At 45.1% G+C, this 23,781-nt stretch carries 24 protein-coding genes and 1 tRNA gene; 10 read left to right on the top strand and 15 right to left on the bottom strand.

Features of this window, described 5'->3' with window-relative positions:
• Positions 1–282: 282 nt before the first annotated feature.
• From ACOQOE_RS03475 to ACOQOE_RS03485, 3 genes are read left to right on the top strand one after another with little or no spacing between them, the layout of a single operon-like run.
• Positions 283–1,263, top strand: a complete 981-nt coding sequence (locus tag ACOQOE_RS03475; RefSeq protein ID WP_420554895.1) for an NAD-dependent epimerase/dehydratase family protein — start codon at positions 283–285, stop codon at positions 1,261–1,263.
• A gap of 7 nt (positions 1,264–1,270) precedes the next feature.
• Entirely contained in the window at positions 1,271–1,819 is a 549-nt protein-coding gene (locus ACOQOE_RS03480; protein ID WP_420554896.1) for a sugar transferase, read from the top strand.
• 34 nt (positions 1,820–1,853) lie between these two features.
• The gene (locus ACOQOE_RS03485) at positions 1,854–3,767 is read left to right on the top strand and encodes a polysaccharide biosynthesis protein (RefSeq protein WP_420554897.1); all 1,914 of its coding nucleotides are present in this window, start codon (positions 1,854–1,856) and stop codon (positions 3,765–3,767) included.
• Positions 3,768–3,857: 90 nt separating this feature from the next.
• Here the strand turns inward: ACOQOE_RS03485 and ACOQOE_RS03490 are convergent, their stop codons facing one another.
• Both ACOQOE_RS03490 and ACOQOE_RS03495 read right to left on the bottom strand, forming a co-directional pair.
• Positions 3,858–5,213 carry a sensor histidine kinase gene (locus ACOQOE_RS03490; protein WP_067865136.1) on the bottom strand — a complete coding sequence of 452 codons (1,356 nt, stop codon included), beginning with the start codon at positions 5,211–5,213 and terminating at the stop codon, positions 3,858–3,860.
• Positions 5,210–5,869: a response regulator transcription factor gene (locus ACOQOE_RS03495; protein ID WP_067865139.1), complete on the bottom strand. Its 660-nt coding sequence runs from the start codon at positions 5,867–5,869 to the stop codon at positions 5,210–5,212. The genes ACOQOE_RS03490 and ACOQOE_RS03495 overlap by 4 nt, the downstream gene beginning before the upstream one ends.
• A 211-nt stretch (positions 5,870–6,080) precedes the next feature.
• On the opposite strand from ACOQOE_RS03495, the gene ACOQOE_RS03500 reads away from it, so the two are divergent.
• The 4 genes from ACOQOE_RS03500 (at position 6,081) to ACOQOE_RS03515 (ending at position 10,613) form a co-directional block, all read left to right on the top strand.
• Entirely contained in the window at positions 6,081–7,415 is a 1,335-nt protein-coding gene (locus tag ACOQOE_RS03500; RefSeq protein ID WP_067865145.1) for a ferric reductase-like transmembrane domain-containing protein, read from the top strand.
• 79 nt (positions 7,416–7,494) lie between these two features.
• The gene (locus tag ACOQOE_RS03505) at positions 7,495–7,884 is read left to right on the top strand and encodes a PepSY domain-containing protein (RefSeq protein ID WP_075107922.1); all 390 of its coding nucleotides are present in this window, start codon (positions 7,495–7,497) and stop codon (positions 7,882–7,884) included.
• A gap of 13 nt (positions 7,885–7,897) precedes the next feature.
• Positions 7,898–8,368 (top strand): DUF2271 domain-containing protein, encoded by a 471-nt coding sequence (locus ACOQOE_RS03510; protein WP_067865148.1) that lies wholly within the window; start codon positions 7,898–7,900, stop codon positions 8,366–8,368.
• 22 nt (positions 8,369–8,390) lie between these two features.
• Positions 8,391–10,613: a PepSY domain-containing protein gene (locus tag ACOQOE_RS03515; RefSeq protein ID WP_420554898.1), complete on the top strand. Its 2,223-nt coding sequence runs from the start codon at positions 8,391–8,393 to the stop codon at positions 10,611–10,613.
• A gap of 238 nt (positions 10,614–10,851) precedes the next feature.
• On the opposite strand, the gene ACOQOE_RS03520 is transcribed toward ACOQOE_RS03515, so the two are convergent.
• The 5 genes from ACOQOE_RS03520 to rpsU form a co-directional block, all read right to left on the bottom strand.
• Positions 10,852–10,928: transfer RNA gene (locus ACOQOE_RS03520), tRNA-Ile, on the bottom strand.
• A gap of 148 nt (positions 10,929–11,076) precedes the next feature.
• Positions 11,077–12,885 carry an RNA polymerase sigma factor RpoD gene (rpoD, locus tag ACOQOE_RS03525; protein ID WP_420554899.1) on the bottom strand — a complete coding sequence of 603 codons (1,809 nt, stop codon included), beginning with the start codon at positions 12,883–12,885 and terminating at the stop codon, positions 11,077–11,079.
• A 203-nt stretch (positions 12,886–13,088) separates the two neighbouring features.
• The gene (dnaG, locus tag ACOQOE_RS03530) at positions 13,089–15,047 is read right to left on the bottom strand and encodes a DNA primase (RefSeq protein WP_420554900.1); all 1,959 of its coding nucleotides are present in this window, start codon (positions 15,045–15,047) and stop codon (positions 13,089–13,091) included.
• A gap of 32 nt (positions 15,048–15,079) precedes the next feature.
• Positions 15,080–15,529, bottom strand: a complete 450-nt coding sequence (locus ACOQOE_RS03535) for a GatB/YqeY domain-containing protein (RefSeq protein WP_067865195.1) — start codon at positions 15,527–15,529, stop codon at positions 15,080–15,082.
• Positions 15,530–15,576: 47 nt separating this feature from the next.
• Positions 15,577–15,792 carry a 30S ribosomal protein S21 gene (gene rpsU / locus ACOQOE_RS03540; RefSeq protein WP_067865199.1) on the bottom strand — a complete coding sequence of 72 codons (216 nt, stop codon included), beginning with the start codon at positions 15,790–15,792 and terminating at the stop codon, positions 15,577–15,579.
• Positions 15,793–16,001: 209 nt separating this feature from the next.
• Here rpsU and tsaD point away from each other — a divergent pair, with 209 nt between their 5' ends.
• Positions 16,002–17,030, top strand: coding sequence for a tRNA (adenosine(37)-N6)-threonylcarbamoyltransferase complex transferase subunit TsaD (gene tsaD, locus ACOQOE_RS03545; RefSeq protein WP_067865202.1), 1,029 nt, complete (start codon positions 16,002–16,004; stop codon positions 17,028–17,030).
• 19 nt (positions 17,031–17,049) lie between these two features.
• Here the strand turns inward: tsaD and plsY are convergent, their stop codons facing one another.
• Positions 17,050–17,637 (bottom strand): glycerol-3-phosphate 1-O-acyltransferase PlsY, encoded by a 588-nt coding sequence (gene plsY / locus ACOQOE_RS03550; RefSeq protein WP_067865205.1) that lies wholly within the window; start codon positions 17,635–17,637, stop codon positions 17,050–17,052.
• A gap of 21 nt (positions 17,638–17,658) precedes the next feature.
• On the opposite strand from plsY, the gene folB reads away from it, so the two are divergent.
• Both folB and folK read left to right on the top strand, forming a co-directional pair.
• Complete coding sequence (gene folB, locus ACOQOE_RS03555) at positions 17,659–18,015, top strand: dihydroneopterin aldolase (RefSeq protein WP_067865222.1); 357 nt, start codon at positions 17,659–17,661, stop codon at positions 18,013–18,015.
• Positions 18,015–18,527 carry a 2-amino-4-hydroxy-6-hydroxymethyldihydropteridine diphosphokinase gene (gene folK, locus ACOQOE_RS03560; RefSeq protein WP_420554901.1) on the top strand — a complete coding sequence of 171 codons (513 nt, stop codon included), beginning with the start codon at positions 18,015–18,017 and terminating at the stop codon, positions 18,525–18,527. Before folB ends, folK begins: the two co-directional genes overlap by 1 nt.
• 8 nt (positions 18,528–18,535) lie before the next feature.
• On the opposite strand, the gene ACOQOE_RS03565 is transcribed toward folK, so the two are convergent.
• Genes ACOQOE_RS03565 through pdxA form a run of 7 tightly spaced genes read right to left on the bottom strand, consistent with a single transcriptional unit; the run spans position 18,536 to position 23,777 of the window.
• Positions 18,536–19,267: a pteridine reductase gene (locus ACOQOE_RS03565; RefSeq protein WP_420554902.1), complete on the bottom strand. Its 732-nt coding sequence runs from the start codon at positions 19,265–19,267 to the stop codon at positions 18,536–18,538.
• Positions 19,267–20,367, bottom strand: a complete 1,101-nt coding sequence (locus ACOQOE_RS03570; protein ID WP_420554903.1) for a hypothetical protein — start codon at positions 20,365–20,367, stop codon at positions 19,267–19,269. The genes ACOQOE_RS03565 and ACOQOE_RS03570 overlap by 1 nt, the downstream gene beginning before the upstream one ends.
• Positions 20,367–20,687 carry a thiosulfate sulfurtransferase GlpE gene (gene glpE / locus ACOQOE_RS03575; protein ID WP_067865234.1) on the bottom strand — a complete coding sequence of 107 codons (321 nt, stop codon included), beginning with the start codon at positions 20,685–20,687 and terminating at the stop codon, positions 20,367–20,369. The genes ACOQOE_RS03570 and glpE overlap by 1 nt, the downstream gene beginning before the upstream one ends.
• Positions 20,684–21,547, bottom strand: a complete 864-nt coding sequence (locus ACOQOE_RS03580) for a symmetrical bis(5'-nucleosyl)-tetraphosphatase (RefSeq protein ID WP_420554904.1) — start codon at positions 21,545–21,547, stop codon at positions 20,684–20,686. The genes glpE and ACOQOE_RS03580 overlap by 4 nt, the downstream gene beginning before the upstream one ends.
• Positions 21,548–21,571: 24 nt before the next feature.
• A complete protein-coding gene (gene apaG / locus ACOQOE_RS03585; protein ID WP_420554905.1) occupies positions 21,572–21,958 on the bottom strand; it encodes a Co2+/Mg2+ efflux protein ApaG in 387 nt (128 codons plus the stop codon).
• Positions 21,951–22,775, bottom strand: coding sequence for a 16S rRNA (adenine(1518)-N(6)/adenine(1519)-N(6))-dimethyltransferase RsmA (rsmA, locus tag ACOQOE_RS03590; protein WP_067865243.1), 825 nt, complete (start codon positions 22,773–22,775; stop codon positions 21,951–21,953). The genes apaG and rsmA overlap by 8 nt, the downstream gene beginning before the upstream one ends.
• A 3-nt stretch (positions 22,776–22,778) precedes the next feature.
• Positions 22,779–23,777, bottom strand: coding sequence for a 4-hydroxythreonine-4-phosphate dehydrogenase PdxA (gene pdxA, locus ACOQOE_RS03595; RefSeq protein WP_420554906.1), 999 nt, complete (start codon positions 23,775–23,777; stop codon positions 22,779–22,781).
• Positions 23,778–23,781 lie beyond the last annotated feature (4 nt).

A 23,781-nucleotide genomic window follows, 5' to 3' on the forward strand; every position in this document is an offset into this window, starting at 1 on the left:
CTCGATTATGTCTTAAATTACTGAAGACAGTCGAATCTGCGTAGACAGTCTCCAGAGCCTTCTGGTTTTCTATCATGTCAGTTAACATCCTGTTTCGTGGAATAAGCCTAGCAGTGCAGCCTATACTTGGGTTCTGTATCAAGTTACTTCCCTCCAGTTGTCTATGGGTTATTTTAGCCTGCTATGCCGTTGGTGGTGTGTTAACATCCAATTTTTAAAAAGCTACTAGAGTGTTAGATTTTATACCTTAGTTTTTTGGGCTATGGGCTATCGTTGGTTATTATGACTAAGACTGTTAAGAATATTCTTGTTACCGGTGCTACTGGTTTTGTTGGCTCTTCTTTACTGAATCAATTAGCGAATGATGAACGCTTTTCTACCACCGCTATTACTAGAAGAAAGAAACTGAAAATTAGTGATAAAGTTCTTTTCAAGAAGTTAGATAATATAAATGGTTTGACTGACTGGAGTGGTTTTTTTGATGGCATTGATTGTATCCTTCATGTCGCGGGCGTTGCGCATGCTCATGAGCAGGAACAGGAACAGGAACAGCCTTCGCCTGACTCTATTGACCCTTTCAATGATGTGAATGTTGCTGGTACATTAAATTTAGCGAAGCAGGCAGCTGAATACGGAGTAAGTCGATTCGTATTTGTCAGTTCTATTGGTGTTTATGGTAGAAATAGTACAGCGCCTTTATCAGAAGAAAGTAGCCTATCTCCTCATTCCAAGTATGCCCAATCAAAAATTGATGCTGAAGTAGGGTTAAGGCAGCTTGCTCGGGATCTGTGTTTTGATTTAGTTATTATTAGACCTGTTTTGGTATATGGTCTGGGTGCCCCTGGAAGTTTTGGCAAGTTGACTAAGCTCGTTGATAAAACTCCTATGTTGCCTTTTGGACTCTGCCATAACCTTCGTAGCTTTATTTCTGTAGATAATCTGGCTGATTTCCTGTTGCTTTGTGCGGTGCATCCCTTAGCAGCCAATCAGGACTTTGTGATTTCTGATGGTGAAGATATTTCAATAAAGCAGTTTACAAACGAGATTGCTAGGGGGTTAGGTAAAAGCTTGATACAGCTACCTATTCCTCATTCACTTATGCGCTTAGTTGCTAGGCTGTTACGCAAAGATAAGTTAGCGGAACAAGTATTAGGAGACCTTCAGGTCGACTGTTCAAAAGCAAAAACGTTATTGGGCTGGCAGCCGTTAGAGACGATGAGCCAAGCTATGGCTAAGTTGGATTCTTCAAATTTTTGTAAGTGATTTAATTATGTATAGATTGTTAGATCTAGTTATCTCTTGTATAGCTTTATGTTGTTTATGGCCTTTAATGCTGATTGTTATTGGGATAGGGCTGTTTGATACTGGGGCGCCAGTTTTTATGCAGGAAAGGGTAGGTAAAAATCAAAAGAAATTTGTATTAATTAAATTTAGAACGATGTCAGTTGATACCAAGTCAGTGGCTTCTCATTTAGCTAGCTCGTCTTCCATTACGTGCTTTGGGCGATTTCTTCGTAAATCTAAAATAGATGAACTACCTCAACTAATTAATGTGCTTAAAGGGGATATGAGCTTGGTAGGGCCTAGACCTTGTCTCTTTAATCAGGAAGAGTTGATTAAAGAGCGTCAGGCTAAAGGTGTGTTTGATGTTCTTCCTGGCATAACTGGTCTTGCGCAAATTAATGCAATTGATATGTCTACTCCAGTGCTCTTGGCTGAATATGATCGAGAAATGATCCGGACAATGTCACTTGGAAAATACTTTAGGTATCTTATTTTAACTGGTTTGGGCAAAGGCGCTGGCGATCGTGTGGGATAACTGTTGTTCAACTATACTTCAAGGGGCTTTGTAATTGCTTAATCTGTTAATAGGTTCATCTCGTCGGTCGAAGAAAATATTCTTTCTAGTTTTTGACGCGATTGTGTTGCCTTTATGCTGTTGGTTGAGCTTTGCCCTTCGTTATGAGGATTTCACAGCAAAAAACTTTGCACATTGGCCTGCATACCTTTTAGCTCCTGCTGTTGCTATTCCGATATTTATTAAGCTTGGATTGTATAGGGCTGTTATTCGATATATTGGCTACAAAGCTCAATGGACTGTTATTAAAGCGGTCTCTTTTACCTTGTTGATTTGGGTATTATGTACATATTTATTGGGCCTTGAGCAAAGTACACCGCGCTCAGTTATCTTTATTTTTTGGTTTATTGCAGTGTTCGCTGTTGGCGGGAGCCGCATGATTGCGCGCTGGGTTGTGTTGCACCAGTTTCCCGGTGGGGAACAGAAGGCAAAAGCGGAAGCGCGTCGGGTTATCATATATGGAGCAGGCTCTTCTGGTCGGCAACTAGCTGATGCGTTATATCACTCTATCGAATTTAGCCCGGTTGCTTATGTTGATGATGATTTACGCCTTCAAGGTTTGGATATCAATGGTACGCGTGTTTATGGTGCTAATAAAATTGATGAGTTAATTGAACGGTTTGATGTTGATTCCATCTTGTTGGCTATTCCGTCGGCACCGACTCAGCGTAAAAAGGAAATCATTGACGAGCTATCGATCCATGAATTAAAGGTTATGACGCTACCAGGCTTATCGGATCTGGCTGATGGTAAAGTCAGTATTAGTGACGTTAGAGAGGTAGATATTGCGGACTTATTGGGGCGTGATGAAGTTGCACCGAATAAAGAGCTATTAGGCTCTTGTATCAGAGATCAGTCCGTAATAGTCACTGGCGCGGGAGGATCAATCGGTTCTGAGTTGTGTCGGCAGATTCTTAAGCAGCAACCTAATGTGTTGGTTCTTTTCGAGTTGTCAGAGTTTTTGCTTTATAGCATAGAAAAAGAGTTGTTAGCCTTGGGGGCTGGACAGACAGTAATTATTCCAGTTTTAGGCAGTGTGACAGATAAGGCTCATCTAGAAAAAATACTGCAATCTTATCAAGTGGATACTGTATATCATGCGGCGGCTTATAAGCATGTACCTATAGTTGAGTCCAATAATATAGCTGGCTTACAAAATAATATTTTGGGTACTTGGCAATGTGCCGAAGCTGCTATTTCTGCTGGTGTGAGAAATTTTGTTTTAATCTCGACAGACAAAGCGGTGCGACCCACTAATGTGATGGGGGCGAGCAAGCGTTTTGCTGAATTAGTGCTTCAAGGGCTTAGCAAGAGGGAGGAACATTGTTCTGATATCCGTTTTGCAATTGTTCGTTTTGGTAATGTGTTGGGCTCTTCGGGCTCGGTTATTCCTTTGTTTAAGGAACAAATTAGTCAGGGAGGACCTGTAACCGTTACCGATCCTGAGATTACGCGCTATTTTATGACGATTCCTGAGGCGGCCTCTTTGGTGATACAAGCAGGTTCTATGGGCGCTTCAGGGGATGTTTTTGTGCTAGATATGGGTGAACCAGTCAAAATTTTCGATTTAGCAAAACAGATGATTAATCTTACAGGATTGTCTGTTAGAAATGCTCAAAACCCATCAGGTGATATTGAGATTAATTTCACTGGGTTGAGAAATGGTGAAAAGTTATATGAAGAGTTACTAATTGGGGATGATGTTTTAAAAACGGATCACCCTATGATTATGCGTGCTCAAGAGGTGATGCTTCCTTGGGATCAGCTAGAACTTGTATTAGATAATTTGCAAATTGCATTAGAGTCATTTGATTATGATGCCATACGTGAGATTTTATTGCAGAATGTGAATGGCTATAATCCGCAGCATGAAATTCGTGATCTGTTGTATAATGCAAACGCGGTGTAAGCATTAGGTTTTGTTGGGTTGATACTGCGCAGAGCAGGCCTCTATTCCGCAGTCTCCTTAATTAGCCTAATTTATACGACGACCTTGGTTTTATAATTTACTGCTGATGATCGAAAAATCAACGCTGACTTCAAAGCCATCTTCTCGTCCCGTCGCGGGGGAGTTAAATGTCATCGTTGCGCCCACGCCCGTAACGATGGCATCGACAATGGCTAAGCCAAGCCCTAAGCCTTGCGCCTTGGTCTCTGATCTAACAAAACGCTGCTGCAGTCGTGCAAGCGTTTCGGCAGGAATCACCTGGGTATCATTAACAATATTTAATACCCCGTTGGCAGAAAAATTAACCTCGATCAGTTGGTTTGGGTTCCCATGTTTTATGGCATTGTCGATTAAATTGCGCACCAAAATAGCAAAGGCATCGGGATCTATAGTCGATTTAAATTCGCTGGGCGGTAGAGTTACCCTAATAGTTGCCGGGGGATTCGATCGCTGGCTGTCATCAATAATCAGCTGCAATAGATTTATGAGATCAGTCTGCTGCGTTGATAACAGACCGCCCCCTTCCGCCTTAGCTAACTGCATCAGTTTTTCTGACAAGCTGGATAAACCTTTTATGGTTGTTTCCACTTTCTGCACTTTATCTTTAAGGGGGCCTGCCGTGACGTCCTGTTGTAGATATTGAATCTGGGCCAGCGCCGTTGCAATGGGCGTACGTAACTCGTGGGCACTATTGGCGGTAAAGGATCGTTCCGATTCTAAAGCTCGGCGTAAGCGTTCCAATAAGTCATTTACCGAGGTAGCGATTGTGTGAAGCTCGGTTGGCAGGTCTTTGGTTTCGATCGGTGAAAGATCACCACTACCACGGGATTCAATGGCTTTTCTATAAACCAGTAGGTGACGCAAACTGTAACGCACAAAGGCCCAGGTCCCGATAAAGCAGAGCGGGATCAACAAGAGGAGTGGCCAGAGTAAGCTAGCGGCCATTGCAAAGATGGCTTTTCGCCTTTGAGTTAGAGGCTCGGCAACCTCGATGTGTAATGTATTTTGTACTGCCCACGCCCCATAGAATCGGTGATTTTCCGATGAACTAAAACCTTTTAATAACGTTTTATTGAACATCAGCGGATCCGCATTATGGGATTGCAATAAAATCGTGCCTGACGCATCACGTACAAGGTATACCAGCGGTTCATCGTGGGTTTCGAATGACATGATTTGTTGTAATTGCCCTGGCTCCTCTCGGTTGGTTATCTCAACTACCGCAAGGGGCATAATACGTTGAGCGGTTTCGGCCAATGCGCTATCGAAGAGGGTATTCAGTTTATTCTGTGATACATAAACGGTGCTCAATAGCGCCAATAACCAGAGTAAAGTCACACCCACGGTTAAGCCAATACCTAAGGTTTTTTGGAGGCTTTTTGGTGCCTTTATCTGCGTTGATCTCATGAGGACCTCATGCGATAGCCTAGTCCGCGCACCGTTTCTAACTGACCTTTATCCAGTTTTTTCCGTAGCCGACTGACATAAACTTCAATGGTATTACTTTCGATCTCGGCGCCAAAAGCATAAAGGTGGTCTTCCAGTTGTGACTTCGAGAGGACGTTGCCAGGATGTTGAATAAAGGCCTCAAACAACGCCCACTCACGGGCCGTTAAATTGATGGCCACACCCTCACGAGAAATAAAGTGCTTGTTGAGATCGACGTCTAATGTGCCAACCTTAATGATAGGATTCGGGTTGCCACTGTAACGCCGAGACACTGCCGCGATACGCGCGGAAAGCTCGGATAGATCAAAGGGTTTTACCAGATAATCATCTGCGCCGGCATTTAATCCTTCGATGCGATCAGATAGCTGATCTCGGGCGGTTAAAATAATAACGGGGGTCGTATCGCCTGATTCGCGTATCTTTTTTAACAGGTCAATACCGTTGCCATCCGGCAGCATTAGATCAAGTAGAATCAAATCATATTGAGTGACCTGTAAGCTAGCATCCGCATATGAAAGGTTTTTAACCCAATCGACCGCATGACCTTCATCGCTAATCTGATCCCGTATGACTTCGCCTAACCCCGCCGCATCCTCTACCAGTAATAATCGCATCTCTCATCCTTAGATCTTCGCAGCCTGACTAATCATAACCAAAAAACCTGACAATAAACTGAAAGCCCCCGTGATGAATGATATCAACACATAAACTCGCTTACAGCTTACGCCTTCCTGATTTATCGCGCCTATTGATTAATCAGGCTTTCAGCTGATTGTCAGAATTAGACAATAACATATGGGCTAAATGCAGCACTGGATAGTTAAGATGAAACCTAAAAAACTCAGCATTACCCTAGCACTGATCACCACCGTCACTCTTATTATCTGGGGCTGGAGCTATCAGATGAGCACGACAGTAAAGGCGTCACTCGCTTGGGAAATTTATGACAACGGCCTCTATCTGAGCGGTTTGTTATCCATCGCATTCATGTCAGTGACGATGATGCTGGCTACTCGTCCAGCTTGGTTAGAAACACCCTTTAATGGTCTCGATCAAATTTATCGCCTGCATAAATGGGCCGGTATTCTAGCGGTTGTTTTTGCCCTATCTCACTGGTTAATTGAGATGGGTGATGATCTCGTTAAAGCGCTCTTTGGCCGAGCAGGACGTTTGCCTGAGCAAGACTTTTCAGGTTTTACCCATATGATGAGAGAAGCGGCAGAAGGAATTGGCGAATGGGGTGTCTATCTGGTATTTGCCATGCTGATACTGACGCTCTGGAAACGCTTTCCTTACAATCTCTGGCACTCTATACACCGTGCTATGCCGTTTATTTATCTAGCACTCGTTTTCCATGCGGTCTGGCTAGCGCCTTTGGTTTGGTGGCAACAACCGATCGGTTGGCTGATGGGAGTATTACTCACAGGCGGAAGTGTCGCTAGCCTGTTATCGATCAAAGGGCAGATAGGAAAATCACGCCAGGTGCAGGGCACCATCACTTCCATCGTAACTTCAGCCATGGGTATCACCGAAGTGAAGTGTCAGTTGGAACGCCCATGGCAAGGTCACCGTGCCGGCCAGTTTGCGTTTGTGACCTTTGAGCCTAGCGAGGGTGCCCACCCTTTTACCATTGCCAGTGCGGATCATGGTAATGGTCAGATCACCTTTCACATTAAAGGGCTGGGCGACTATACGCGGCAGTTGGGTTATCGGTTAGCAATCGGCCACCCCATTACCGTTGAAGGGCCTTATGGTGAATTTAACTTCAAACAGCGGAAGCACAATGCAACACAAGTTTGGATCGCTGGCGGAATTGGCATCACCCCTTTTTTAGCATGGCTTGAAGTACTGCAAAATCAGCGGGAAGACTCTCTCGAAGCTGAACTGCATTATTCCACCCATGATGGCGCGACAGATCCTTTTGTTAAGCGACTAAAGGCAGCCTGTAACGGTTTAAGCGGCATCCAGCTGCAGATACATGACAGCAGTCAGGGCCACAAACTTACAGCGGAGCAGCTCCTCACGCTGCATCCGAAGGAAAAGGCGATGGAGGTCTGGTTTTGTGGTCCCTCAAGCTGGGCCAATACCTTAGAAAAAGAGCTACGGGAAAATTTACAAGGGTCTCTGTCGTTCCGACAGGAAGCATTTGAACTGCGCTAAACCTATAACACTGACCGCCTTCAGCTGAATGTCAGGAAAGCGGTTTAGGATAAACAATGAAGTCATTAGGAGGTACAACATGAAAAATACACTAATTACTGCCTTTTTAAGCACCTGTTTGATCAGTGGTGCCGCGCTAGCCAGCGATGATTGCACCGACCCTACCGTCGACTGGCAGCCAAAGGAGCGCCTTCGCCAAATGATGATAGACCATGGCTGGAAGGTAAAGCGCATCAAAGTAGACGATGGCTGTTATGAGCTCAAAGGAAGAGATCGCAAAGGTCATCGAGTTGAAGCGAAATTCTCACCCGCTTCACTAAGGATTATCGAACTTGAAATAAAATTTGATGATTCAGATGACGCATCCGACTACCTGAACTTAGGTAATCAAGCCCAACCATCATCAACTAGCGACTTAAACTCCGGTAGTAACACGCCAACAAACAAACCTAAAGTCACAATCGAATAAGGGAGATAAAACCATGAAACGTTTCGCAATAACCCTGTGTTTGATGGCTGCAGCTTTACTATCCTCGCAATCCTATGCACGTGACATCACCCTCACCACCGAGTTAAAAAATTATGGCGGTGATGGTGCCTATCTCGCTATTTATTTAACCAATGTTGGAGGTCAGTATCAAAAAACCTTATGGGTGGCAGGCAAGAAGTCAAAATATTACAAACACTTGAGCGGTTGGGCACGGGGGAGTGGTCAACGTAAAAGTGAATACGATGGACTGTCCGGTGCCAGCGTTACAGAGGGTAAGACATTAACGGTCACCCTTGATCTAGCCGACACCTATATTGATGCAGGATTTCAGCTCCACATTGATACCGCTGTCGAAGATATGCGAGACAACCGTAATGATGTTGTCGTGCCATTAACCAGTGAAGGGGTCGATAAACCCAATAATGGCCGCGGTTATGTCAAAACGTTCACCTACTCGTTTTAAATAACTGCCTAGGAATCCCGTCATGTTACGTCAGTTTCACTCCCTGTCTGGCTTGATAGCAACACTGTTCGTTGTATTGCTCACCATTTCCGGTGCTGTGCTCTCGCTTGATCCGATTTTAGAGCGCTCACAGGCTAAAATAGCGGGCACATCATCAATCAGCGTGGCGGAGCTAGCGGGTAAGCTTATCACTCGCTACCCTGGCACCGAGCAAATACAACGACATCCGTCAGGCAGTATCATTGTTTACTTTACTGACGGCGACCAAACAGGTGCGGATCTAATCAACCCGCTAACGGGGGCAACGATTGGCGCCTATTCCAGCTCACCCATTATGGTATGGATAAAAAACTTGCACCGTTCTTATCTGTTGGGGACTCCTGGACGAGTGGTGGCTGGGGTTGCCGCTTTCTTTATGCTGCTGTTAACCTTTTCCGGTGCCTCCATGTTGATCAATCGCCTCGGCGGTTGGCGCCATATTTTTCGACCGATTCAAGGGCCCTTTAAGCAACGACTACATACCGAAGTCGGTCGAGTGGCGGTACTGGGCCTGATATTATCAGCTTCTACCGGCCTGTATATGTCAGCCATGACTTTTGAGTTGATACCCGACTACTCATCGACTGAGCCCGATTTTCCAACCCATGTCGATGGCGGTGTGCCTGCACCCATTGATACCCTTTCGGCATTAAAAGCGATCCCGATTACCGAGTTCAGAGAGCTGGTTTATCCCTATCCAAACGACCTAATGGGCGTTTACTCAATTACCACCGATCAAGGAAGCGGCTTTGTTGATCAAGCAACCGGTGAGTGGCTCTCTTATCAAGCTTACGGTAACCCACAAAAACTCTATGAGTTTATCTACATGCTACACACCGGCGAAGGGTTATGGTGGCTTGGACTACTGCTTGGTCTAAGTGCGCTCACTGTGCCATTGATGGCATGGACCGGCATCCAGATCTGGTGGAAGCGTAAACAATCCGCCACAACCATTAACCATAATAGCGCTGCTCGCGTTGCCGATACCATCATTCTGGTTGGCAGTGAAAGTAACAGTACTTGGGGCTTTGCCAAAACCCTGCATGACGCCCTTTATCGCTTAGGATTTCAGGTTCACACCGCATCCATGAATCAGGTTGGCAACCATTATCCACAGGCAAAACGGATGTTTATGCTGACCGCCACCTATGGGGATGGTGACGCTCCGGCATCGGCGAATCATTTTCTGACACGACTGGCGAAAATGTCGAAGACACCCGATGTTCCTGTTGCCGTATTAGGTTTTGGTGATCGACAGTTCCCTGAGTTCTGCCAGTTTGCCAAAGAGGTTGAGGCCGCGCTCATCACCAAGGGCTGGCCGCAACTACTACCACTCGACACTATTCATCGACAATCGTCACAGGAGTTTGCCCGCTGGGGCCATGCTGTGGATAGCGTCATCAATAGGGAATTAACACTCGAGCATATCCCGGTTCATCCCGCTAGCACGACGTTAACGCTTGTCGAACGCGTCGATTACGGTGCAGCGGTGCAAGCACCAACGGCGGTATTACGCTTCAAGTCATCGGTAGAGCGTAATAACGGTCTGTTAAATCGTTTACTGAGACGCACCGGTTTACCGCATTTTGATGCAGGTGATCTTGTGGGTATCTTAGCCCCAGGCAGCAGTGTGCCGCGGTTTTATTCGTTAGCATCCGCATCGAAGAATGGCGTGCTCGAGATCTGCGTTCGTCATCATCCAGACGGTTTATGCTCAGGTTTTCTTCATGGATTATCCGTTGGTGACACCATTGAGGCTTTCATTAAGCTTAATCCGAGCTTTCGCCCAGCATCGGGCAAAGCACCGATAATACTGATCGGCGCGGGCACCGGCATTGGGCCGTTAGTCGGTTTTATCCGTAACAATAAAGCACATCACCCGATACACCTTTATTGGGGCGGTCGCTCTCCACAGTCTGATTTTCTCTATGAGACAGAGCTTAAGCGCTACTTAAAAGATCAGCGGTTAACTAAATTAAATCCGGTTTTCTCCCGTATCAGCCAAGGCGCATATGTGCAGAATAAGATTACTGAAGATGACGTGGTGCTGCGTCAATTGATCGAGGAGGGGGCGCAGTTTTTAATATGTGGCGGTCGTAACATGGCGAGTAGCGTAGCGGCGGCACTGGACAAGGTAATTGCCCCGCTGGGGATCGATGTGGCGACACTGAAAGCTCAGGGGCGCTACCGTGAAGATGTTTATTAACTGATCCATTGGATGGGTAGCTAAGCCAAGTTGTTTTCTGATGAGATCCTTTTTCGGCGATTAAGCGGATGGAAAAAGAATATTTTTCTATATCTAAGGAAGCTGTATTAACTATTAAGTATTAGTTATGTGTCTAAATGAAAAAGAGGAGGTTCTGAATAGATAGATTAAGCAGAACGCAGCCGAGTTATTTTAGATCGCTGCTTAACTGGTAAGAAATTGATTTAATTAAATAAAATGGTGGGCCTAGCAGGACTCGAACCTGCGACCGATCGATTATGAGTCGAGCGCTCTAACCAACTGAGCTATAGGCCCCCAGAAGCAAGAATTCTCTTGCGACACCAAAATAATACTTATCAAAACTGAGTTAATATCATTTGGTTTGAGGTTCTCCTAAAAGGAGAGGGCGCCAATAATACCTAGTCAGAATCATTGGCGCAATAGTTTGATTTAAAAGAATTTACTACTCGTCAATAAAGCCGCGTAGATGTTCTGAGCGGCTTGGGTGACGAAGCTTGCGAAGTGCTTTGGCTTCGATCTGACGAATACGTTCACGGGTTACATCAAACTGTTTACCAACCTCTTCAAGGGTGTGATCGGTATTCATCTCAATGCCGAAACGCATGCGCAGTACTTTAGATTCGCGCACTGTCAGCCCTGCTAGTACTTCACGTGTTGCTTCGCGTAGGCCTTCGCCGGTTGCAGAGTCTACAGGTGAAGAGATGGTGATATCTTCAATGAAATCGCCTAGGCTTGAGTCTTCGTCGTCACCGATCGGTGTTTCCATTGAGATTGGCTCTTTAGCAATCTTCAATACTTTACGTACTTTATCTTCAGGCATCTCCATGCGTTCAGCTAGCTCTTCCGGTGTCGCTTCACGACCCATCTCTTGTAGCATCTGGCGGGATATGCGGTTCAGCTTGTTGATCGTTTCGATCATATGAACTGGAATACGAATAGTACGCGCTTGGTCGGCAATTGATCGCGTAATCGCCTGACGAATCCACCAAGTAGCATAAGTCGAGAACTTATAACCGCGGCGATATTCAAATTTATCAACTGCTTTCATAAGACCGATGTTACCTTCTTGAATGAGATCCAAGAACTGTAAGCCACGGTTGGTGTATTTTTTGGCGATGGAGATTACAAGACGTAGGTTAGCTTCAACCATCTCTTTTTTCGCGCGGCGAGCACGTGCTTCGCCAATTGACATGGCGCGGTTGATCTCTTTGATCTCAGTTAAACTAATACCTGTCTCGTTTTCAGTTTGAATCAGTTTGCGTTGCGCGCGTTTAAGCTCAATCAAGTTTGTTTTGATTGCGCGAGCATAGTCATTTGATGACTCAATAACAGAGGTGAACCATTCAGGGTTCGTTTCGTTACCTGGGAATTCTTTTATAAACATTTTACGCGGCATTTTTGCGCGCTGTGTACAGATGCGCATAATGATGCGTTCTTGTCGGCGTACATTTTCTATTGTGGAGCGTACTCTATCAACAAGGGCTTCATAGTATCGAGGCGATAGCTTGATAGGTGAAAAGACTTCACCTAATGCGTCTTGCGCTTTACGGTACTCTTTAGTGCCACGACCATGTTTTTCTACTACATCTTTTAAGGCGATAAGGTGTTCACGAACCAAACTAAAGCGACGTGCGGCTTCTTCTGGATCTGGGCCTTTTTCTTTCTCTTCCTCATCGTCGTCATCGTCTTCACTTGATGCAACAGGGCCTGGTGGAGGTATAACATCATCGTCATCAGCATCTATATAGCCACTAAAGATATCGCTTAGGCGACCTTCTTCGGCAATAGTTAAGTCATAGGCTTCGATAATTGCATCAACGGTGCCGGGGAAGCATGCTACAGCAGACATAACTTCGCGCAGGCCTTCCTCGATGCGTTTTGCAATGCTGATCTCGCCTTCTCGGGTCAGCAGCTCAACAGTACCCATTTCACGCATGTACATGCGGACGGGATCTGTTGTGCGGCCAGCGTCTGATTCTACGGCTGCTAATGCTGCAACGGCTTCTTCATCGGCTTCTACCTCGGCTGAATCGCCCTCGGTCATTAGAAGTGTTTCTGCATCCGGAGCTTCTTCTGACACGGAGATACCCATGTCATTAATCATACGGATGATATCTTCTACTTGATCCGGATCGGCAATGTCCTGAGGTAGGTGGTCATTGACTTCAGAGTAGGTAAGGTAGCCTTGTTCCTTACCACGCGCGATCAATTCCTTGAGGCGAGACTGCTGTTGCTGAGAAGTATCGGACATAAGACCCTGTGACTTGAAAAAATGGATGAAAATTTGAGCAGGCCATTATAACGATGAAGTATCTAATTTGCTAGGGGAAAGGCCATGCTTGTTTTATTGAATTACCTGTTAAAAATAGACTATATTCAGCAACTTGCTGTAAAAATCCTGTAATTCGTTAACTAATATGGTGCCGGTGAGAGGTTTTTTCAAGGGCGGTGGGGTTAATCTTTTACGATATTTTTCAACTGATGAGTCTTTTGCAGCTTCTGCGCGAGTAGTAGTTTTTCTTCTTTGCTAAGCTGGTGTTTTTTCTGGATGGCTGAGATCTCAAGTTCCAGTGCCTTTAGCTCTAATCCGTGTTGAGAGTCCTTTAAGTATAGACGTGCATCGTTTTCTGAATGTATTTCTAAAGAGGTAGATATCTCGTAAAGGTTGATGATGGTTTGTGAGAGCTTCTCATCTTCTCGCCAGTCCACGGCTAATTGCCCAAGTGTGGCGTTTGGGTTGGAAGAGTAGTAGTCGATAAGCTGAATCAGTAGTTTTATATCTTGTTCTTCAGATAGTTTTAACCCTTCGGGGAACTGGTGAGCGCTGGCAAGTTGTGGGTAATGTAGCAGTAGAGCAATTAATTTAGCAGCAAAAGATAGCTCGGTGTTACTTGGACGTTGTTGATATGGCCTTAAGCTTTTTTTAACGTTATTGCTGTTGAATTCATCCCTGTTATGGGGTGAGTAAGTATTTACTGTATCGTAATCATGCCTTTCGCTATCGGCGTAGTGTGCATGATCGTTTGGCTGATAATCATATTCACTGTATGTGCTTTCAGTCTGAACTGACGGGCTTGTTTGAGGGGTGCTGGGTGTGATGGCTTCATGGAAGTTGACGGTGGTTTGTAATTGTTCGAGGGATAGGTTGGTCAACTCGCATATTCGATCCAGCATCATCTGTTGCAGTAGACTAGGTCGCATTGAGTTTATGGTCGGTAATACTTCTGTGCTAAATCGCGCGCGCCCATCCATGCTATCTAAATCCGCATTTTCTGAGTAGCTTTTAAAAAAGAATTCCGACAAAGGTTGTGCTTTTGAGAGTCTCTCGCTAAATGCAACTTCACCTTCCTGCCTGACTAAGCTATCAGGGTCTTCACCTTCAGGTAAGAAGAGAAAACGAGCCTCTTTACCATCTTCGATTACGGGCATAGTTGTTTTAAGTGCGCGTACTGCAGCTTCACGCCCTGCGTTATCCCCATCAAAGCAAAAGATGATTTCGGGGACAATTTTAAAGAGTCGCTCTAGGTGTTGATCCGTTGTTGCTGTGCCTAGAGTCGCTACGGCATAGTGGATCCCATATTGTGCTAAGCCGACAACATCCATGTAACCTTCAACAATGATCAGTCTATCTAGTTTGCTGTTATGTTTTCGAGCTTCATAAAGACCGTAAAGCTCTCGGCTTTTATGGAAGGTTGGTGTCTCGGGTGAGTTAAGGTATTTAGGTTTATCATCTCCGAGTACGCGTCCACCAAAACCGATTGTTCTGCCCCGTTGATCTCTAATTGGGAACATAATGCGATTGCGGAATCGATCGTAGCGGCTATCTCTCTCCTCATTGTGGATAAGCATGCCGGCTTCTTCTAGTTGCTTTGCTTTCTCTAAATCGCCATCGGTTAGGTGGGTAAGTAGATTATCCCAACCGGAAGGTGCGAAGCCGATAGAAAAGGCTTTGGCTGCTTGTCCGCTCAGTCCGCGAGATTTGAGGTAGTTTACTGCATCTGTGCGGGTGTCGTTGTTGCGGAGTTGTTCTTCATAATAGGTGGTAGCAGCGTCAAGAAGTGTGTATAGCGTTTTTAGTTGCTGGTCTTTTTCGCGTTGGTGAGGCGAGTCGTCGCGGGGTACTTCCATTCCGGCGGTTTTTGCGAGTTCTTCAACCGCTTCTGGGAAACTGATGTTCTCGTAATCCATAAGAAACCCAAGGGCGTTGCCGCCTGCGCCACAGCCAAAACAGTAGTAAAACTGTTTTTCTTGATTGGCTGAAAAGGAGGGGGTTTTTTCTTTATGGAATGGACAAAGTCCTGAGTAGTTTTTTCCAGCTCGTTTTAGCTTTTGGACACGTCCATCTAACACGTCAATGATGTTAACGCGTGCTAAAAGGTCATCAATAAAACTTTGTGGAATGCGTCCGGCCATATTATTAGCTGCTGAATATATTCAGCGGCAGTTTAGCTGGATAATTGCGATTTGACGAGCTTGGAGATAATTCCCATATCGGCGCGACCTTGTACCTGAGGCTTGATGAGCCCCATTACTTTACCCATGTCTTGCATGGATTGTGCGCCAGATTCTTCCGCAGCTTTTTTGACAATAGCTGCTACTTCTTCTTCGGTAAGCGGTTGCGGCAGGAAAGTTTTAATCACCTCCAACTCCCGTCGCTCAGCATCTACAAGATCCATGCGTGCCGCTTCTTCAAATTGCGAGATAGAGTCGCGGCGCTGTTTAGACATTTTGTCTAGCACCGTAAGAACTCGGGTATCATCCAGCTCAATGCGTTCATCAATTTCGATGCGTTTGAGTTCGGCTAACATCATGCGAATAGTGCTTAAGCGTTCCTTATCTTTGGCACGCATTGCAGCTTTCATCTCGGTAGTGATTTGCTGCTTAAGCTCTGACATGACTCACCTCTAATTACCTGAATGGGATCTAATGTATATCTCGTGTATTAGTACAAGCGTACGCGACGTGCGTTTTCGCGAGATACTTTTTTAGCGTGACGTTTAACAGCTGCTGCTGCTTTACGTTTACGTACAGATGTTGGCTTCTCGTAGAATTCACGACGACGAACTTCAGCTAATACACCTGCTTTTTCGCAAGAACGTTTGAAGCGACGTAGAGCTACATCAAATGGCTCGTTTTCTTTAACTTTTACAGCTGGCATGTTTTAACAAACCCTATAAATTGTTGAGTTAAATGCAATAAAAATTGCCATAAAACAGACGGTTTTATGGCAAGGCGCAAAATTCTATTCCTTTCGCTAAGTTAAGTAAAGCAGTTAATGCCGCTTTGCGCTATTTTATGTGCAGGTCGTGGATGGCAAGGGTATAATGCGCGCAAACCTCTATTGGTCTTAAGGTGAGTGAGTCCAGAATGCGCGTATTGGGAATTGAAACATCTTGTGATGAAACGGGTGTTGCTATTTATGATAGTGAACAAGGGTTGTTAGGAGATGTCTTATATAGCCAAGTAAAAATGCATGCTGAGTATGGTGGTGTAGTACCTGAATTGGCGTCCCGGGATCATGTGCGTAAGCTGTTACCTCTACTTGATGAAGTGTTTCAAAAAGCGGGCGTAAAAAAAGGCGATGTTGATGCAATTGCTTATACATCAGGTCCTGGGCTGATCGGAGCACTGATGGTAGGGGCATCAACAGGACGAGCTTTGGCGTTGGCTTGGGGTATACCTGCTATAGGTGTACATCATATGGAAGGGCACCTGTTGGCGCCTATGCTTGAAGAAACGCCACCATCTTTTCCTTTTGTAGCTTTGCTCGTGTCAGGAGGCCATACCCAACTAGTTCAAGTGGATGGTATAGGTCAATACTCCCTGCTTGGAGAGTCTTTAGATGATGCTGCCGGTGAGGCTTTTGATAAGGCAGCTAAAATGCTTGGACTTGATTATCCTGGTGGCCCTTTGGTTGCCAAGCATGCCTTGCGGGGTGACCGCACGCGTTTTCGTTTTCCCCGACCAATGGTTGATCGCCCCGGTATGGATATGAGTTTTTCAGGACTTAAAACGTATACGTTGAATACCAGTAATGATCATCGCGATGAGAATGGATATATTGACGAACAAACTATCTGTGATATTGCATCAGCTTTTGAAGAGGCAGTGGTCGATACGTTAGCGATTAAATGTAAACGGGCTCTGCAGCATACGGGCTTTAAACAACTGATTATTGCGGGTGGTGTTAGTGCTAATCAGCGATTGCGTGAACGACTGGAAGAGATGGTGCTGAAAGAACGAGCTGAATTATTTTATGCGCGTCCTGAGTTTTGTACTGATAATGGTGCAATGATCGCTTATGCAGGTTGTCAACGATTAATGGCAGGACAGCAGAGTGGCTTGGAAATAATTACCAAACCCCGTTGGCCATTAGATACGCTTGCTGCGTTATAGGTAGGATCTTAGCTTGCACCTAAAAACGAGGTTCTTTACCTTGTAGCAAGTTTCTTATATTTCTTCGGTGACTGAGTAAAAGTAAGACTGAGATCACTAATATCACGGGAAGGTAGGCTGGTGCGGCCAGCCAAACGAGTATAGGGGTGACTAGGACGGTAGCAATTGACCCCATTGAGGCTGTTCGGCTTAGAGCGAAAATGAGGCACCACACAAATGTTTGCAGTATGGCGATTGGCCAAAATAGGCTTACGCATACCCCAAGTGCTGTGGCTATGCCTTTGCCTCCCCGAAATGAAGAAAACAAAGGGAATAGGTGCCCTATTACAGCGGCTAGGGCACATAATGATTGTTCAGTGCTAGGTAGTTGTAAAATGGAGCAAGGTAAAAGTGCTAAGATGCCTTTGCCTACGTCGCCTGCAAGAGTGGCGAGTGCCCCTTTACGTGAGCCTATACGGAGTACATTGGTTGTTCCAGGATTGCCTGAGCCCTGTTTTCGAGGGTCGGAAATATTTAATGCGTGACAAACAAGTACGGCTGTGGGGATAGAGCCCCAAAGATAGGCTAAAAAAACTAGTCCAATGGTGATTAAGCCAGTATCGGTCATTATCAGTCCAAGAGTAGAGTTATGGATTTAGTGTACATTCGAGAGTTAGAAGTGGAAACAGTTATAGGTATTTATGACTGGGAGCGCGAAATTCGTCAGCGAGTTAATCTCGATTTGGAGATGGGCACGGATATCCGTCAAGCAGCGAATACCGAGGATGTAGAGAATACGCTTAACTATAAATCGGTTTCTGATCGTTTAATTGAGTTTATTGAGCAAAGTGAATTTTTGCTGGTTGAAACTATGGCAGAACAGATTGCAGACATTGTGATCAATGAATTTTCTGTTAAATGGTTGCGTTTGCGCTTAGGTAAGCCGGGAGCTGTACCGAAAGCTGCTGATGTAGGTGTAATTATTGAGCGTGGAGAGCGGTTTTAATGGCTCAGGTTTTTGTGAGTGTTGGTAGTAATACTGATAGAGAGCGTTACACCCGTTCTGCGCTGGATGCGCTTCAACAGCATTTTGGATCATTGTTGATCTCCTCTGTTTATGAAAGTGAAGCGGTTGGTTTTGAGGGGGATAACTTTCTTAATCTTGTCGCTGAATTTGAAACGGAGCTCTCCGTTTCTGAATTATCTAAGCGATTGAAGCGTATTGAAGATGATAATGGGCGCTGCCGAAAAGGGCCGAAGTTTAGTGGTCGTACTTTAGATATTGATATTTTAACTTATGATCAATATGTTGGAGTGTTTTCGGGTGTTCAGTTACCTAGAGACGAAGTGACAAAAAATGCATTTGTGTTGCAGCCGTTAGCAGAGATTGCACCCGATATAAAACACCCTGAATTAGATATGACCTATGCTGAGTTGTGGGGTTCTTCTCAAAACCAGCAGAAGCTTTGGACGGTTGAGTTTGAGTGGGCAGGGCATCAGCTTCCTTGTCGTACTTAAACTCAGAATTAATGGCTATAAAGTGATTTTCCACCGTCTACTGCGAGTATTTGGCCGGTAATATAGTCTGCATTGGCTAAAAAGTAGACGGCTTCTGCTAGATCTTCTGCATCACCTGTTTTTCCTAGTAATGTTTTATCTAAAATAGCCGTTTGTTGTGCCTGAGATAAGCCTACATCGGGCCATAAAATAGCCCCGGGTGATACGCCGTTAACGCGAACTTCTGGCCCCAGTTCTTTGGCAAGGCTTTTAGTCATCATCTCTAGTCCTGCTTTGGCAATCGAATAAATAGGATGACCTGGTAGCCCTCGTTGTGCGTGTATATCAATCATATTGATAATGCAGCCGTTGTTTTGACGAAGGGTTTGGCTTAATGCGGCGCTTAGAAAGTAGGGTGCGCGTAAATTGGAGTTTACTAGATTATCCCACTGCTCTTGTGTACTTGTGTTTAGAGGTGTGGGATAGAAGGCTGATGCGTTGTTGATTAGTAGATTAATGCGTCCCCATTTATTAAGACTGCTATTTGCTAGTTGCTCGACCTCGTGCATTATATTTAGGTCAGCTTGAAGTATGTCAGCGCTACCTGGGCGGATATTATTGAGCTTGTTTGCAAGAGCCTCTGCTTCATTAAGGGATGCGTTGTAATGAATTATAACTGAGTAGCCTTGGGCGTGAAGGTGTGCGGCGATAGTTGAGCCAACTCTTTTGGCTGCACCTGTAATTAAGGCTACTTTATTCATTATGTCTCCTGATTGAATTGTTGGCAGATAGATAGGCGGCGGTTGTTGATCGCTTCTCCCAATGCGGGCCCCGTAAATCCTTCAGCCATAAGTTGCTTAGGTTGAATTAGGGCTATCTGCTCTAGAATAGGGGGCAGGCTATCGAGCTGTACGGTATCGTGGAGCGTATCTAAGCACAGACGTAATTGCGGCAGACGCTGTGGGCGTCGAATCAGATCTAATTGCAGCAAAGTGTTTAGCTTTGTTTGTGCATCTAGGTGATCGAATTGGGCGAGCTGCTGGTGGTGTTTTTTGCATTGCAGAGCAAGGTCTTTGTAACTGTTAGGTGCGCGTAAACGATCACAAAAACTTAGGGTGTTGATGTTTTTTGCTAAGGACAGTAGGCCGGCGAAACGAATAATAGCGCTCTCATTTTTATGGCAGAGCGTGGCAAAGTTCTTGCAAAAATCAGGGTCATTAAGGGTGTCTGTGAACTCAGGCAGTACTTTTGTGATGGCGCCCGCTTGATGCAGCACCTGCAAAAAAATTTCCGGTGATCGTTCAGTTAATGCACGCTCAAATTCCTTCCAGACTCGTTCTGCGGTCAGATGTTCTAATTCATCCGTTTGTGACAACTGGTGCATAAGTGTCAGAGTTTCATCTGCGACACTGAAGCCTAAGTGGGCGTACCGTGCGGCGAAGCGGGCTACGCGTAGTACTCTTAATGGATCTTCTGAAAATGCAGGTGATACATGGCGTAGTAACTTTTTTTGTAGATCTTCTTGGCCATTGTAGGGGTCAATCAGTTGCTTATCTGGGCCTAATGCCATTGCATTAATTGTTAAATCTCGCCTGAGTAGATCCTCTTCTAGTGTCACAGAGGGATCGGCATGATAGTTGAAGCCGGTATAACCTTTGCCAGACTTACGTTCTGTTCTGGCAAGTGCGTATTCTTCGCCTGTTGTTGGGTGGATAAAGACAGGAAAATCTTGGCCTACAGGCTGATAGCCCTGAGATAGCATCTCTTCTGCCGTAGCACCGACAACAACCCAGTCTTTATCAAATGCAGGGTAACCTAAGAGGTGATCTCTAACCGCACCACCTACCAGATAAATTTGCATTAGCTTTGCTCACATAGCGTTGGCTGTTCTGCACGCCATGCTTCATAACCGCCGTTGATGCTGTAAACGCGGTCAAATCCTTGTTCAGCTAAGAACTGGGCAGCGGATTGGCTACTAATACCATGGTAGCAACAGACTAATAAGGGTTTATCCATGTCGGCATCATGCATGAATTGGTGCATGTTTTCATTGCTAAGGTTGAACGAGCCTGAAATGTGGCCTTGTGTAAAGCTTTGAGGGTCACGTATATCAACGACTTCTGCGCCGTCTTCTAGCAGAGCAACTGCTTGGGTGGAGTCTATACATTGGAATTCACTCATTCGGTTACCTTTGTATCGTTATTGGTTTCAGGTGAAGGTGGTTTTGCCGTGATGGACGGTGTACTAAATAATTGCATATCATCTAAACGTAATGCTGTGAGTTTTCCGCCCCACACGCACCCTGTATCTAAGGCAAAGACATTCTCGGCTTTTGCCTCCCCTTCTAATGCAGCCCAGTGACCAAAAAGAATACGTATATCTTGCTCATTTGGATCTTTGCGCGGAAATTGAAACCAAGGTTTATGACCGTGAGGCTGCGAAGCTAAATCACCTTTTGCTGAAAAGTCTAATTTACCCTCTACTGTACAGAAACGCATGCGTGTAAAGTAATTAGTAATGAGTCTTAAGCGGTTCCAGCCTTGATGATGGGGTGACCAGGTATTGGGTTGGTTACCATACATGTGGTTAAAAAATTCACCTGCAAGCGTGCTGTCGAGTACTTTTTCGACTTCCTTTGCGCGTTTTTGTGCTTTGCTAATGCTCCAGCATGGGGGGATGCCGGCATGGACCATAGCGACCTTTGCATGTTGATCGTAAACCATGAGTTTTTGTTTACGTAGCCATGTGAGCAATTCGTGTTTATCGGGCGCTTGAAGAATGGGTGTCAGTGTGTCGCTGCGTTTATGACGGGTTGCACCAAAATACACGGCTAAAAGGTGTAGATCGTGATTGCCCAGTACGCAGGTGGCTCTAGGCCCTAAGGCTTTGATAAACCTTAAGGTTTCTAAAGACTGGGGGCCGCGATTAACTAAGTCGCCTGCGACCCATAGTTGGTCACTCTCGGAGAATTGAACTTGTTGTAAGAGAAGTCTGAGCTCTTGATAACAGCCCTGGATATCCCCAACCGCATATATAGCCATAAAGTGCGACTCTGATCGTGTTAATTAGTGTAATGCGTTTGGACTGGCTAAAGTAAATGGGGTGATGGGCGCTTTAAACAGTTCGCCTTCATCGGTGCTCATTTCATAATGCCCTTGCATGCTTCCTACGCTAGTGGTGAGCACTGAACCACTAGTATAAGTGTAGCTTGAGTTGGGCTTTATAACAGGCTGTTCACCTACGACACCTTCCCCTTGGACTTCTTGAATGTGTTGATTTCCATCGGTAATTAACCAATATCTATTTAGAAGCTGTACTGGAATGGGATTGTGATTGGTAATTGTAATTTGGTAAGAAAACACGTAACGCTTGCTATCGGGGTCAGATTGCTTATCCAGATAGGCTGTGTTGACTTCTATAGTTATTTTATCCCCAAGCGACATATTATCCATTAATTTTTTCTTTGCCTTTGTGTTGAGTAAGGTAGTTGCTTATAGTGACAAAATCAGCAACTGATAATCGTTCTGGACGTAGTGTTGGATCAATTCCAATGCTCTCGAGTGCTTCGGCACTGAGTAATGGCTTTAGATTGTTACGTAAAGTTTTGCGGCGCATATTGAATGCAGTTCTTACGACCACTTGGAATTGCTCGATATCTTCGGCGGTATAGGGTAATTCATGATATGGCGTTAAGCGTATGATCGCTGAATCTACTTTTGGGGCAGGGTTAAAAGCACCGGGTGGTACTTTAAATAGCGATTCCACATTACAGTAATATTGCGCCATAATTCCCAGTCGACCGTAGTTATTTTCACCAGGCCCAGCGGCCATTCTATCAACCACCTCTTTTTGTAGCATAAAGTGCATGTCTTCCACATTGTCTGAATGGCTAAGTAGGTGGAAGATTAATTGGGTTGATATGTTATAAGGTAGGTTTCCGACTATACGTAGGCGCTTTTCGTTTTTGCGAAGTTGTGAGAAATCAAATTTCATTGCATCCGCTTCATGAATACGAAATTTGTCCCCATACATAAAAAACTTAGTACGTAAGATGGGTGGAAGGTCTCTATCGAGCTCTACTGCATCTAACTCACCTGCTTCAGATAACAGTTCTTCAGTTAAGGCACCTAACCCGGGCCCAATTTCAACAATTTGGTCTGATTCATGAGGTGAAATTGCACGGATAATACGGCGAATAACGCCGTGATCATGCAGGAAGTTTTGCCCAAAACGTTTTCGGGCTTTATGTGCTATTGGTTTTTTGCTCATGAATTAGTTCGCGAGTTGGCTACGATGGCGAGACATTTCGCCAGCATAATCTATTGCTGTTAATAGGCTTCCTAGATCTGCAGTTCCTGTGCCTGCTAAATCGAGTGCTGTGCCATGATCGACCGACGTACGGATAATGGGCATGCCTAAGGTAATATTTACTGCTTTGCCGAAACCTTTGTATTTTAGCACGGGAAGGCCTTGGTCGTGGTACATAGCTAATACGGCATCAGCGGTTTGTAGGTATTTCTCGGTAAATAAGGTATCGGCGGGGAGGGGGCCGATTAGATTAATCCCTTTAGCTTTTAATTTTCCCAGAGTAGGTTCAATAACTTCAATCTCTTCCATACCTAAATGGCCGCCTTCGCCTGCATGGGGATTAAGAGCTGTGACCAATATTTTAGGCGACTTAATTCCAAAACTGGATTTTAGATCCTGATTGAGGACTTCAATCACTTCGGTCAGTAAGGCGGGTGTGATCGCATCGGCTATTTCTCGAAGTGGTAAATGGGTGGTGGCTAAAGCAACACGTAGCCCTTCGGTTGCTAACATCATGACCACTTTACTTGTCTTTGTTAATGCTTCGAGAAATTCTGTGTGGCCACTGAAGGGTATGCCGGCGTCATTGATTACACCTTTATGAACCGGTGCTGTAATAAGTGCAGAGAAAGTACCATCTAAGCAGCCGTTAGCTGCTAGGGATAATGTAGCTAAAACATATTCCGCATTTGCGGTATTGAGCTTTCCGGGGATGGCGTCTGCTTTCAGCGGAACGGGAATTACTTTTAATGTTCTGGCTGGTGTTGGTGATGCGGGTTGAGTGGGGTCGAATTGCTCAATGTTGAGCGGAAGTTGCAATTGCTTCGCCCGTTGACGAAGAAGCTCTGGGTCAGCAATGACAACTAACTCATCAATGTGCCCTAACTGTGCAATTTGAATGCACAAGTCAGGGCCAATTCCCGAAGGTTCACCTGGTGTAATGACAAGGCGGTTCGTCCCCAAGCTG

This window comes from Neptuniibacter marinus, assembly GCF_965223595.1.
Lineage (GTDB): Bacteria > Pseudomonadota > Gammaproteobacteria > Pseudomonadales > Balneatricaceae > Neptuniibacter > Neptuniibacter marinus.